The organism is Streptomyces hebeiensis (genome assembly GCF_052983195.1).
Window position 1 is genome coordinate 212,218 of record NZ_CM129812.1, and the last position, 12,621, is coordinate 224,838.

At 72.2% G+C, this 12,621-nt stretch carries 9 protein-coding genes; 5 read left to right on the forward strand and 4 right to left on the reverse strand.

The features are described from left to right. Position 1 precedes the first annotated feature (1 nt). From ACU6P3_RS00885 to ACU6P3_RS00895, 3 genes are read right to left on the reverse strand one after another with little or no spacing between them, the layout of a single operon-like run. Entirely contained in the window at positions 2 to 1,105 is a 1,104-nt protein-coding gene (locus ACU6P3_RS00885; protein ID WP_447195443.1) for an ABC transporter permease, read from the reverse strand. After that, on the reverse strand, positions 1,089 to 2,138 hold the full coding sequence (locus ACU6P3_RS00890; RefSeq protein WP_447195444.1) for an ABC transporter permease: 1,050 nt from the start codon (positions 2,136 to 2,138) through the stop codon (positions 1,089 to 1,091). Before ACU6P3_RS00890 ends, ACU6P3_RS00885 begins: the two co-directional genes overlap by 17 nt. Next, complete coding sequence (locus tag ACU6P3_RS00895) at positions 2,135 to 3,670, reverse strand: sugar ABC transporter ATP-binding protein (RefSeq protein ID WP_447195445.1); 1,536 nt, start codon at positions 3,668 to 3,670, stop codon at positions 2,135 to 2,137. The genes ACU6P3_RS00890 and ACU6P3_RS00895 overlap by 4 nt, the downstream gene beginning before the upstream one ends. A 293-nt stretch (positions 3,671 to 3,963) precedes the next feature. Between ACU6P3_RS00895 and rhaI the strand changes: the two genes are divergently transcribed. The 4 genes from rhaI (at position 3,964) to ACU6P3_RS00915 (ending at position 10,400) form a co-directional block, all read left to right on the forward strand. Beyond that, positions 3,964 to 5,133: an L-rhamnose isomerase gene (rhaI, locus tag ACU6P3_RS00900; protein ID WP_447195446.1), complete on the forward strand. Its 1,170-nt coding sequence runs from the start codon at positions 3,964 to 3,966 to the stop codon at positions 5,131 to 5,133. A 148-nt stretch (positions 5,134 to 5,281) separates the two neighbouring features. Then, positions 5,282 to 7,333, forward strand: a complete 2,052-nt coding sequence (locus ACU6P3_RS00905) for a bifunctional aldolase/short-chain dehydrogenase (RefSeq protein WP_447195447.1) — start codon at positions 5,282 to 5,284, stop codon at positions 7,331 to 7,333. A gap of 334 nt (positions 7,334 to 7,667) precedes the next feature. Continuing rightward, positions 7,668 to 9,170 (forward strand): rhamnulokinase, encoded by a 1,503-nt coding sequence (locus ACU6P3_RS00910; RefSeq protein WP_447195448.1) that lies wholly within the window; start codon positions 7,668 to 7,670, stop codon positions 9,168 to 9,170. A gap of 162 nt (positions 9,171 to 9,332) precedes the next feature. Beyond that, a complete protein-coding gene (locus ACU6P3_RS00915) occupies positions 9,333 to 10,400 on the forward strand; it encodes a LacI family DNA-binding transcriptional regulator (RefSeq protein WP_447195449.1) in 1,068 nt (355 codons plus the stop codon). Between the two features lie 322 nt (positions 10,401 to 10,722). Here ACU6P3_RS00915 and ACU6P3_RS00920 read toward each other — a convergent pair whose 3' ends face one another. Further along, complete coding sequence (locus tag ACU6P3_RS00920; RefSeq protein WP_447195450.1) at positions 10,723 to 11,229, reverse strand: GNAT family N-acetyltransferase; 507 nt, start codon at positions 11,227 to 11,229, stop codon at positions 10,723 to 10,725. A gap of 420 nt (positions 11,230 to 11,649) precedes the next feature. Here ACU6P3_RS00920 and ACU6P3_RS00925 point away from each other — a divergent pair, with 420 nt between their 5' ends. Next, on the forward strand, positions 11,650 to 12,621 hold the full coding sequence (locus tag ACU6P3_RS00925) for a fibronectin type III domain-containing protein (RefSeq protein WP_447195451.1): 972 nt from the start codon (positions 11,650 to 11,652) through the stop codon (positions 12,619 to 12,621).

Genomic DNA, 12,621 nt, shown 5'->3' on the forward strand with positions numbered 1-12,621 from the left:
TTCAGGACTCGGAGCCGGTACGGCCGGCCGGGCCCGTGGGGAGGGCGCCGGCCTCGCGTCGGTGCCGGCGTTCGACCACGGCGGCGACGACCCGCGGGGCGAGGACGGAGGCCACGAGCAGCAGCCCGGTGACGATGACCTGGACCTCGTTCGGCACGTCGTTCAGCGTGAGCAGGTTCTTGAGGACGCCGATGAGCAGCACCCCGGCGACCGCCCCGAAGAGGGTGCCCTTGCCGCCGTCGAAGTCGACGCCGCCGAGCAGGACGGAGGCGATGACCAGCATCTCGAAGCCGATGCCGTTGTCGGCGCGGGCGCTGCCGTAGCGGAGGGTGAAGACGATCCCGGCGAAGGCGGAGAACAGGCCGGTGACCACGAAGAGGATCAGTTTGAAGCGCTTGACCCTGATCCCGGCGAAGTACGCGGCCTCCTCCTGCGCCCCGATGGCGAACAGCGACCGGCCGAAGGCCGTGGAGTGCAGCAGGACGGCCGTGGCCGCCGCGAGGATGAGGAACAGGACGACGGGGTAGGTGAGGAACGTGCCGGGGACGGTGCTGGTGTCCACGGCCCAGTCGGCGTACACCTGCGGGAAGTCGGTGACGGCGTCACTGCCCAGGACGACGGAGGCGAGGCCGCGGTAGAGGGCGAGCGTGCCGATGGTGACGGCGAGCGAGGGCAGGCCGACGCGGGTGACGAGCCAGCCGTTGAGGAGCCCGCCCGCGACGCCTGTCAGCAGAACGACGGGGACGATCAGTTCGAAGGCCCAGCCCGCGTTCCAGAGCGCTCCGGTGAGCGCGCTGCCGAGTCCGAGCATGGAGGCGACGGACAGGTCGACCTGCCCGGCCACCACCAGCAGCGTCATCGGCAGGGCGATCAGGGCGACCTCGACGATGTCGTTGAAGGCGAAGGCGAGGTTCTCGCCGGACGCGAAACCGTCGGTGCTGCCGAGGCCGACGACGAGGACCGCCACCAGCAGGGCACCGACCGCCGTGTCCCAGCGCAGGGCCAGGTCCCTGACCGTACCGCCGGCGCCGGCGCCGGCGGTACGCGGCGCGGGCGCCCGGTCCCGGGTCCGCCGCGCGTTCGGTGTCTCAGGCGCCATGGCCATGGCGGGCGCTCCTCTTCCTCAGTGCGGCTGTCATGCGCAGGGTGACGATCCGGTCGACGCTGATGGCCGCGAGGAGCAGCGCGCCGGTGATGGCTCCCTGCCAGAACGCGTCCACCTTCAGCACGACCAGGGCGCTGCCGATGGTGGTGAGGAGCAGCGCGCCCAGCGCCGCGCCCCACACCGTGCCGGTACCGCCGGTGATGGCGACGCCGCCGACGACCACCGCGCTGACGACGGTGAGTTCCCAGCCGTGGGCGTTGTCGGCGACGACGGTGCCGAAGCGGGCGAGCCACAGGGCGCCGGCGAACCCGGCCACGGCGCCGGAGAAGGCGTACGCGCCCAGCACGCGGCGCCGGATCGGCACGCCTGCCAGCCGGGCGGCCTCGGGGTTCGAGCCGATCGCGTACAGCTCGCGCCCCGACCGGTAGGCACGCAGGTAGTAGGCGGTGGCGGCGAGCAGCGCGAAGGCGATGAGCGGGAGGCAGGGGACGCCGAGCACGCTGCCGCTGCCCAGATCGAGGACGGGCTGGGGCACCTCGGCGGCGCCGATCTGCTCACCGTGCGCCCACCAGTAGTCGAAGCCCTGGATGATGTAGAGCATCCCGAGGGTGACCACCAGGGCCGGCACCCGGCCGAAGCTGACCAGGCTGCCGCTCACCAGTCCGCAGAGGACACCGAGGGCGGTGCCGAGCAGCAGGACGGTGAGCACGCCGTGGTCGGTCCCGGCGACGAACTTGCCGCAGGCGAAGGCGGAGAGACCGACGACGGATCCGACCGACAGGTCGATGTTGCGGGTGACGACGACCACGGACTGGCCGACGGCGAGCAGGACCAGGATGGAGGCGTTGAGGAGCAGGTCCTTGACGCCCTGGTCGTCGAGGAAGCGGGGGTTGGAGATCCAGGTGCCGAGCACGAGCAGCGCCAGCGCTCCGGCGATGGAGATCTCCCGGGCCCGGAAGACGGTGTCGACCAGGGAGCGGGCGGAGCCGTCGTCCCGGGTGGTCGTGGTGGGCTCGTCCAGTGCGGTGGTCATGCGGCGGCCTTCGTGTCGCGCCCGGTCGCGGCGGTCATCACCGATTCCTCGGTGGCCTCGGAGCGGGGGATCTCGGCGGTGAGCCGGCCTTCGTGCATGACGAGCACACGGTCGGCCATGCCCAGCACCTCGGGCAGGTCGGAGGAGATCATGAGGACGGCGAGTCCCTCGGCGGCCAGGGAGGACAGCAGGCGGTGCACCTCCGCCTTGGTGCCGACGTCGATCCCCCGGGTGGGTTCGTCGACGATGAGCACCACCGGCTCGGTGGCCAGCCATTTGGCGAGGACGACCTTCTGCTGGTTGCCGCCGGAGAGGACGCCGACGGGGTCGGCGAGCCGGTTGTACTTGAGCTGGAGGCGGACGGCCCAGTCGGCGGCCCGGCCGCGCTCCAGGGCCCGGCGCACCAGTCCGCCCCTGCCCAGCCGGCCGAGTCCGGTGAGGGCGATGTTCCGTTCGATGGACATGTCCATCACCAGTCCACGTTGTCTGCGGTCCTCCGGTACGAGGGCGAGGCCGGCGGCCATGGCGGCGGTCGGGGATCCGGCGGGCAGCGCGCGTCCGGTCACCAGGACCTCGCCCGCGTCGGCCCGGTCGACACCGAACACGGCCTGCGCCACCTCGCTGCGGCCCGCGCCGACGAGTCCGGCCAGGGCCACGATCTCGCCGCGCCGTACGTCGAAGGAGACGTCCCGGAACACGCCCTCACGCGTCAGCCGGCGCACCGACAGGGCAGTCTCCCCCACATCCGTGCCCTGCTTGGGATACAGCTCGCCGAGGTCACGACCGACCATGGCGCGGACCAGGTCGTCCTCGGTGAGCCCGGCGAGCGGGCGGGAGGATATCCAGCGGCCGTCGCGCAGGATGGTGACGCGCCGGCAGAGTGCGAAGATCTCCTCCAGCCGGTGGGAGATGAACAGGACGGCGGCGCCCTCGGCCCGCAGGGTCCGGACGACGGAGAACAGCCGGGCGGTCTCACCGCCCGTCAGGGCCGCGGTCGGCTCGTCCATGATCAGGACGCGTGCCTCGAAGGAGAGCGCCTTGGCGATCTCGACGATCTGCTGGTCGGCGATGGACAGCCCGCGGGCCGGCCGGTCGGGGTCGAGCTCCACACCGAGGCGCTTCATCAGCGCTGCGGTGGTCTCCCGAACGGCCCGGTGGTCGATCCGTCCCAGCGAACGGCGGGGCTGCCGGCCCATGAAGATGTTCTCGGCGATCGACAGGTCGGGGAAGAGCGTCGGCTCCTGGTAGATGACGGCGATGCCCGCGTCCCGTGCGTCGGCGGGGCCGTGGAAGACGACCGGCTCGCCGTCGACGAGTACCTCGCCGGAGTCCGGACGGTGCACCCCGGCGAGCGTCTTGATGAGAGTGGACTTCCCCGCGCCGTTCTCCCCCGCGAGAGCGTGCGCCTCGCCGGGAAACAGCTGGAGGGACACGTCCCGCAGCGCCCTCACGGCGCCGAAGGACTTGCTCACGTCCTTCAGGGCCAGGACCGGGGCGGGGCGCGGGCCGGATTCCGGGACGGGCTCGTTCATGGGGACTCCTCGGCGGCTGGACGTCTTCCTGACAGCCCGCCGTGAAAGGTTTCAATGAGGTTGCACGGAAGCTAAGCGGCGCCGCCCGAAGGCGTCAATGGGCTGTGCACGACATTTTTCCGAGGGGTTTTGGACGTACGCGACCGTGTGGCGACGGGCGTCGCGCGAAGGGTTGACACTCCTGGGCGGCTCCCATAACTTCACGGCAATGAAACGATTCACACCGGCCTGTGCCGATCACTTCGACGACGTCGACGACTCGCGCCGCGGGTCCGTACCACGGGAGCGCTGAGATGACGGATCGATCCACCGAGTCCGCTGTGAAGGCGGCGCTGAAGTCGCAGGCCGTCGAGACGCCTTCGTGGGCGTTCGGGAACTCTGGAACACGTTTCAAGGTGTTCACGCAGCCCGGCGTGCCGCGCACCCCGGAGGAGAAGCTGGCGGACGCGGCTCGGGTGCACGCGCACACGGGCGTGGCGCCGACGGTGGCCCTGCACATCCCGTGGGACCGCGTGGACGACTACGGCGCGCTGGCGGAGTACGCGCGAGGGCTGGGGCTACGGCTCGGGGCGATCAACTCGAACGTGTTCCAGGACGACGACTACAAGCTGGGCTCGGTCACGCACCCGGACCGGGCGGTGCGCCGCAAGGCGCTGGGCCACCTGCTCGAGTGCGTGGACATCATGGACGCCACCGGGTCCCGCGACCTGAAGCTGTGGTTCTCCGACGGCATCAACTACCCCGGACAGGACGACATCTCCGCGCGGCAGGGGCGGCTGGCCGAGGCCCTGTCGGCGGTGTACGAACGGCTCGGCGACGACCAGCGGATGCTGCTGGAGTACAAGCTCTTCGAGCCGGCCTTCTACGCCACGGACGTCCCCGACTGGGGCACGGCGTACGCCCACTGCCTGCGCCTCGGCCCGAAGGCGCAGGTCGTGGTGGACACGGGGCACCACGCGCCGGGCACGAACATCGAGTTCATCGTCGCGGTGCTGCTGCGGGAGAGGAAACTCGGCGGCTTCGACTTCAACTCCCGCTTCTACGCGGACGACGACCTGATGGTGGGGGCCGCCGACCCGTTCCAGCTGTTCCGGATCATGTACGAGGTGATCAAGGGCGGCGGACTCGTCGCGGGCACGGCCTTCATGCTCGACCAGTGCCACAACATCGAGGAGAAGATCCCCGCGATCATCCGCTCGGTGATGAACGTGCAGGAGGCCACGGCCAAGGCGCTGCTGGTGGACGCGGCGGCGCTGGACGCGGCGCAGCGCGCGGGGGACGTGCTGGCGGCCAACGCGGTACTGATGGACGCCTTCAACACCGACGTACGCCCGCTGGTCGCCGAGGTCCGCACGGAACTGGGCGCGGACGCGGACCCGGTGGCCGCGTATCACGCATCCGGGTACGGCAAGAAGATCGTCGCGGAGCGGATCGGCGGCACCCAGGCGGGCTGGGGAGCCTGAACCGCGCCGCGCCGCACGGTGGTTCACCGCTCTCACGCGCGTCCGCTCGCTCCCCGCGGGGAGCACGGCCCACGTGCGTCCCGTAGACCGAGTGGGAACCGCAGACCTCGTACATCCCGCACACCCCGTTACATCACAGAGGGACACCATGACCGACCAGCCCGATCTGCATCCCGCGGCGGCCCAGTTGCTCGAGCGCTCGCACCGGCTCGGCGCCGACCCGCGCAACACCAACTACGCCGGCGGCAACACCTCCGCGAAGGGATCCGCCACCGACCCCGTGACCGGCGACGACGTCGAGCTGATGTGGGTCAAGGGGTCCGGCGGTGACCTGGGCACCCTCACGGCGGGCGGGCTGGCGGCCCTGCGTGTGGACCGGCTGCGCGCGCTCACCGACGTCTACCCGGGGGTGGAGCGCGAGGACGGGATGGTCGCCGCGTTCGACTACTGCCTGCACGGCAAGGGCGGCGCCGCACCGTCCATCGACACCGCCATGCACGGACTGGTCGACGCGGCCCACGTCGACCACCTCCACCCGGACTCGGGCATCGCCCTGGCCTGCGCGGCGGACGGGGAGAAGCTGACGGCCGAGTGTTTCGGCGACACGGTGGTCTGGGTGCCCTGGCGCCGTCCCGGCTTCCAGCTCGGCCTGGACATCGCCGCCGTCAAGGAAGCCCATCCGAACGCGATCGGCTGTGTGCTCGGCGGGCACGGCATCACCGCCTGGGGCGCGACCTCCGAGGAGTGCGAACGCAACTCGCTGCACATCATCAGGACAGCCGAGGCGTTCCTGGCGGAGCGGGGCGCGCCCGAGCCGTTCGGCCCGGTGCTGAAGGGTTACGAGCCGCTGCCCGAGGCCGAGCGGCGTGCCAGGGCCGCGGCACTCGCCCCGCTGATCCGGGGCCTGGCCTCCACCGACCGGCCGCAGGTGGGCCACTTCGACGACAGCGAGCCGGTCCTCGACTTCGTCTCCCGGACCGAGCACCCGAGGCTCGCCGCCCTGGGCACCTCGTGCCCCGACCACTTCCTGCGCACCAAGGTCCGCCCCCTGGTCCTCGACCTGCCGCCCGCGGCGCCGCTGGGGCGGGTGCGGGAGCGGCTGGCGGAGCTGCACACCGCCTATCGCGAGGAGTACCGCGCGTACTACGAGCGGCATGCCTCCGCCGATTCGCCACCGATGCGCGGAGCCGACCCGGCGATCGTGCTGGTGCCCGGCGTGGGGATGTTCTCGTACGGCAAGGACAAGCAGACCGCGCGGGTCGCGGGCGAGTTCTATCTCAACGCGATCAATGTGATGCGCGGGGCCGAGGCGGTCTCCTCGTACGCGCCCATCGAGGAGTCGGAGAAGTTCCGGATCGAGTACTGGGAGCTGGAGGAGGCCAAGCTGCGCCGGATGCCGGCGCCGAAGGCGCTGGCCGCGCGGGTCGCGCTGGTCACCGGCGCGGGATCCGGGATCGGCAGGGCCATCGCCCACCGGCTCGCGGCGGAGGGGGCGTGTGTCGTGGTCGCCGACCTGAACGCCCAGAGCGCGGAGCGTGTCGCCGGGGAGCTGGGCAACGCCGACCGGGCGGTCGCGGTGGGCGCCGATGTGACCGACGAGGAGCGGATCAAGGCCGCGTTCGACGCGGCGGCCCTGGCCTTCGGCGGGGTGGACCTCGTCGTCAACAACGCCGGGATCTCCATCTCCAAGCCGCTGCTGGAGACCACGGCGGCGGACTGGGACCTCCAGCACGCGATCATGGCGCGCGGCTCGTTCCTGGTCTCGCGCGAGGCCGCGCGGGTGATGGCCGACCAGGACATGGGCGGTGACATCGTCTACATCGCCTCCAAGAACGCGGTGTTCGCCGGTCCGAACAACATCGCGTACTCCGCGACCAAGGCGGACCAGGCCCACCAGGTGCGGCTGCTGGCCGCCGAGCTGGGCGGCCTGGGGATCAGGGTCAACGGCGTCAACCCGGACGGTGTGGTGCGCGGCTCCGGGATCTTCGCGGGCGGCTGGGGCGCGCAGCGGGCGGCGGTGTACGGGGTGGAGGAGGACAAGCTCGGGGAGTTCTACGCCCAGCGCACGCTGCTGAAGCGGGAGGTGCTGCCCGAGCATGTGGCGAACGCCGTCTTCGCGCTGACGGGCGGCGACCTGACCCACACGACGGGGCTGCTCGTCCCGGTGGACGCGGGCGTCGCGGCGGCGTTCCTGCGCTGAGGAAGCGGCGGGGGCGGCGGGGCGGGGTCCGGGACGGTACGCGGCGCCGGGCCCGCCCCGGTCCGGGACGGTCCGGTCCGGTCCGCCCCGGGACGGTACGCGGCGCCGGGCCCCGTCCCCTTTCCACCGCTCCCCCGCGCCTCCCCGAACTCCCCGTACCGTCCTGCCTCCCCCCTGACCTCGCGTACCGCCTCGTTCCCGCCTCCTCGTACCGTCCGCCGTCCTTTCCCTGCCGCACGCCCCCGTTCCCCTGCCGTCCGCCCCGCTTGCCCGTACTCTTCGCCCGGTTTCCCCCACCCACCGCCCGCCCGCTGTCCTGTCAACGAGGTCCGTCGTGTCACTCACCGAACCGCTTCCCTTCGCAGCCGTCGATCTCGGTGCCTCCAGCGGCCGTGTCATGGTCGGACACGTGTCCGGGCGCGGCTCCGGCACACTGCGCCTGGAGGAGATCCACCGGTTCCCCAACCGGCCGGTGCGGGCCGCCGGAACGCTCCACTGGGACATCCTCTCCCTGTACGCGGGCGTGCTGGACGGGCTGCGGGCCGCCGGGGCCGCGACAGGACGGGCGCCGGCCGGCGTCGGTATCGACACCTGGGCCGTGGACTTCGGCCTGCTCGACGCGGACGGCTCGCTGCTGGGCAACCCCGTGCACTACCGCGACGTCCGCACCGACGGCGAGGCGGCCAGGGTTTCCGCCGTCGTGCCGCCTGAGGACCTGTACGCGGCCACCGGTCTCCAGTACCTGCCGTTCAACACGCTCTACCAGCTCACCGCGGCACGGGAGAGCGCGACGCTGGCCGCCGCGCGGCGGCTGCTGCTGATCCCCGACCTGATCGCGTACTGGCTCACCGGCGAGGCGGGGACGGAGATCACGAACGCCTCCACGACCCAGCTGATCGATCCGCGTACGCGCGACTGGGCCAGGCCGGTCGCGAACGCGCTGGGCGTCGATCTCACCCTGTTCGCCCCGCTGCGCGGGCCGGGCGATCCGGCGGGGCTGCTGCTGCCCGACGTCCTCGCCGAGACCGGCCTGACGGGGCCGGTGCCGGTGACGGCCGTAGGCTCTCATGACACCGCCTCCGCCGTGGCCGCGGTACCGGCGTCCGGCGAGCGGTTCGCCTACGTCGCCACCGGCACCTGGTCGCTGGCGGGGCTGGAACTGGACGCGCCCGTCCTCACCGAGGAGAGCAGGCTCGCCAACTTCACCAATGAACTGGGCGTCGACGGAACCGTCCGCTACCTGCGCAACATCATGGGGCTCTGGCTGCTCCAGGAGTGCCTGCGTGCCTGGGAGGCGGACGGGACCGGCCGGCCTCTCGACCGGCTGCTGCGCGAGGCCGCCGATGTACCGGGACTGCGGGCGGTGGTGGACGCGGACGATCCCGCGTTCATCGCGCCGGGTGACATGCCGCGGCGCATCGCGGATGCCTGCCGCCGCGTCGGCGGGCGGGTGCCCCGGGGCCCGGCCGAGATCACCCGCTGCGTCCTGGACTCGCTGGCCCTCGCGCACCGCCGCGCCGTGGAGGACGCGCAGCGGCTGTCCGGCCGCACGGTGGACACGGTGCACGTCGTCGGCGGCGGGGCCCACAACGAGTTGCTGTGCCGGCTGACCGCCGACGCGTGCGGGCTGCCCGTGGTGGCCGGCCCGGCGGAGGCGGCCGCCTTCGGAAACGTCCTCGTGCAGGCACGGGCGGCGGGAGCAGTCCGTGGTGATCTGACCGACCTGCGGGCGCTGTTGAGAGGCGCGCTGGAGCCACGCCGGTACGAGCCGTCCGGCGACCGGAAAGCCTGGGACCGTGCTGCGGAACTGCTCGCCGGCGAGCGGGCGGCGCGCTGACCGGGAGCCCGGCGCACCGGCATCGACATCGGCACCAGCACCAGCACCAGCACCAGCACCAGCACCAGCCACATGCCCCTCATCGGCGACGTTCACCCTCCGCATATGATGGTCACACCGATCAGGAGACGTAAACGAGATGTGACAGGGCGGGCGGGACGCGTGACGCAGACGGTCGGCATCAAGGACGTGGCCCGGCTGGCCGGTGTCTCGGTCGGGACCGTCTCCAACGTGCTCAACCGGCCCGAGAAGGTGTCGGAACACACCCGGGTACGGGTCCGCGCGGTGATCGACCAGCTCGGTTTCGTACGGAGCGAGACGGCCCGCCAGCTCCGGGTCGGCACCAGCCGCATCCTGGCCATCCTGGTGCTCGACATGGGGAATCCCTTCTTCGTCGCCGTGGCCAAGGGCGCTGAGCGCGCCGCCCGCGAGGCCGGGCTCGGGGTGATGCTCTGCAACAGCGCGGGCAGCACCGCCGAGGAGGCTGAGTACCTGTCGCTCTTCACCGAACAGCGGGTTCGCGGTGTGCTGCTGACCCCGGCCGACGCGACCGGCGGCAATGTGCGGACGTTCGCGCGGCGCGGCATTCCCTACGTTCACGTCGACCGGGCCGTGCCTGCCGATGAGGGCTGTTCCGTCTCGGTCGACGACGAGGCGGGCGGCACGCTCGCGGTCCGGCATCTCCTCGCGGCCGGCCATCGCTCCGTGACGTACATCAGCGGACCGATGTCCCTGCCGCAGTGCCGGGACCGCCGCACGGGAGCGCTGGCCGCCCTGCGTGAGGCGGGGCTGCCGGAGACGGCGCTGCGGCATGTCGAGTCGGCGCGGCTCGACGTCGCGTCGGGCATCGACGCCGGGGCCCGGCTGCTGGGCCTCGCGGACCGTCCCACCGCCGTGTTCTGCGCGAACGACCTGCTCGCGCTCGGCGTGCTGCAGGCGATGTACGGGGCGGGGGTCGACGTTCCGGGCGATATGTCGATCGTCGGTTACGACGACATCGAGTTCGCGGCGGCGGCGGTCGTACCGCTCACGTCCGTACGGCAGCCGGCGGACGCGATGGGGCGTACGGCGGCCCGCATGCTGATGGAGGAGACGGGCCCGGACGCGGAGGGGCACCGGCACCACTCGGTGGTTCTCCAGCCCGAGTTGGTGGTGCGCAGTTCGACCCACGCGCCGGCTCCCCGCCCGTCGGCGTCCCGTCGCCCTGCGCCTCACGACCCGGCGCGCTGATACCCGGTCGACGCGGGCTGCCGCGCCGGGTCCCGAGCCGAGGGCGAGGAGGCCCCCGCCGTGTCCGGTGCCCGGCGCCCGGCCCCTGGGGTACGGCGGACCTCACGTCTCGGGGCCCCTGGACGAGCCGGCCTCGACATGGGGACGCGGCGGACACCGGCCGTCCGGAACGATTCGCCGTTCCGACAGGCGCACGCGCTCGGATTCCCCCGGGAGAGCACTCGGCGCGGAGTCATCCTTCACCCTGACGAGTGGCACGGCACGTCCGCACCCGGCGGTCCGCCACGCCACGGCGCGCGACCGGACCGGCGGCGGGACGGACTCAGAGCGGCGCCGCGTAGCACCGGACCGTGACGGTCCGCTGCTCGCTCCAGCGCTGGTCCACCTCCGCCAACAGGCTCCAGCCCAGCCGCTCGTACAGCGCCGCGGCGGCGGTGTCGGTGGCCACGACGTCGAGTACGGCGTGCAGCCCACGCCCCCGGGCCTCCCTGGCCGCCTGCGAGATCAGCAGGGCGCCGATCCCATGGCCCCGCGCCGAGGGCGAGACGAACAGGCGGCGCACCACGGCCACCTCCGCGGGGCTCGTGCCCGCGCGGTCGCTCCAGAGACCGGGGGCCAGATCGTCGGATCCGGCCGGTGACAGGGCCAGGTGGCCGACGATCCGGCCGTCCTGCTCGGCGACCCAGGCGCCGAACTGCGCGGGCTGCGCCAGCCATTCAGCTGGGCACTCGGGCCAGTTCAGCGGGTAGCCGTCTCCCTTGTGCACCTCGGCGAGCATCCGCACACAGTCCTCGAGATCGGCCCCGTCCCGGAGACGGACCTCACACATGGGGATGTCATCTGCCGTCGGCATAGTCTGTCGATTCACCGAACCATGCAACCACAATCGGCGGTCATCCCCGTCGTGAAGACGCCGTCGCCCGACCCGAAAGGCGCGTCACCGCCGCGCCGTTGGCCGGAGGATGGCTGAACAAGCACTGTCGGCACATGAAATCCCTGAGGAACGAGGGGCGATTGTTCCAAGGATGAGTCAACGACCGGTCCATACCAACCGTTGGCCAGAGCATTACGTACAGCTCTTGACTATGGCGCGGCCGAGCACGGGGGGGACCGGCCGGACGCGCTGGACGCGGCCGGGAGGCCGGCCCCGGACATCTCTTCCCGTCACGGCGCCACGACCCTCTTGATGTGGACGCGACACCTGTGCCATATATGTCCAGACCACTTTCCCGGGTGGAGGACATTGTCCATGCGAGGGTTCTCCCGCACCGCCGCGTTCCTGTCCGCCGCCGTCCTGGCGCTGACCGCCTGCGATGCCGAGGGCGGGAGCCCGCGGGCCCCTTCGGCACCCGCCGGGGTCACGGCCCAGGCCGGAAGCGCCACCTCCGTTCACGTGATGTGGCACGAGGCACCGGGCACGGCCGATGTCGAGCGCTACGAGATCTACCGCGGCAGAACAAAGGTGACAGATGTCCCGGCCCAGCACACCATGACGGACGTCACCGGTCTGAAGCCGGCCACCTCCTACACCTTCACTGTCCGGGCCCGTGCCGGACGAGGCCTCTCACCGCACAGCGGCGGTGTGTCCGTCACCACCCCCGCGGCGGTCGCCGAGGACACCACGGCCCCGGCCCGGCCCACCGGTCTGAGGGGGGTCAGCGACGGCGCCCGGGCCGCACGGCTCCAGTGGAACGGGGCCACTGGGGACCAGGGCATCACCTCGTACGACGTCCTCCAGAGCGGCACGAAGATCCACAGCGTGGCCGGAAGCACGACGACGACGCGCCTGGCCCGGCTGCGACCGGGCACCCGCTACCGCTTCACCGTCGTCGCCCGGGACGCGGCCGGCAACGCCTCACCCGCCGCCCGCGCCGTCGAGATCACCACCCCGCGCGGCCCGGGCGGCGATCCCGCCACCGCGCCCCTGGACTTCCGGGTCGCGCCACACGCTGCCGACGGCGCGTACTACGCGGACCTGTCCTGGCTGGCGCCCAGGACGGGCGCCGAAGTCCTCTCGTACCAGATCCGTCTCAACGGGTCCTTCGCCACGACCCTGACCTGGGGCGACGAGCCGCCTCGCGGCCGGGCCAGCTATCGGATGCACCTGGGCCGGAAGGCCGGCGAGACCTACCGGATCGCGATCCGCGCCCAACTGCCCGACGGCACCTGGGGCTCCCTCTCCCCGGAGCGCACCACCGTCACCGGCGGGGGTCGCCCGTAA

Bases quoted from the DNA above. Each gene is read 5' to 3' on its own strand.
- ACU6P3_RS00885 (WP_447195443.1), bottom strand. From the start codon at position 1,105: ATGGCCATGGCGCCTGAGACACCGAACGCGCGGCGGACCCGGGACCGG.
- ACU6P3_RS00895 (WP_447195445.1), bottom strand. From the start codon at position 3,670: ATGAACGAGCCCGTCCCGGAATCCGGCCCGCGCCCCGCCCCGGTCCTG.
- ACU6P3_RS00925 (WP_447195451.1), top strand. From the start codon at position 11,650: ATGCGAGGGTTCTCCCGCACCGCCGCGTTCCTGTCCGCCGCCGTCCTG.
- rhaI (WP_447195446.1), top strand. From the start codon at position 3,964: ATGACGGATCGATCCACCGAGTCCGCTGTGAAGGCGGCGCTGAAGTCG.
- ACU6P3_RS00905 (WP_447195447.1), top strand. From the start codon at position 5,282: ATGACCGACCAGCCCGATCTGCATCCCGCGGCGGCCCAGTTGCTCGAG.
- ACU6P3_RS00920 (WP_447195450.1), bottom strand. From the start codon at position 11,229: ATGTGTGAGGTCCGTCTCCGGGACGGGGCCGATCTCGAGGACTGTGTG.
- ACU6P3_RS00890 (WP_447195444.1), bottom strand. From the start codon at position 2,138: ATGACCACCGCACTGGACGAGCCCACCACGACCACCCGGGACGACGGC.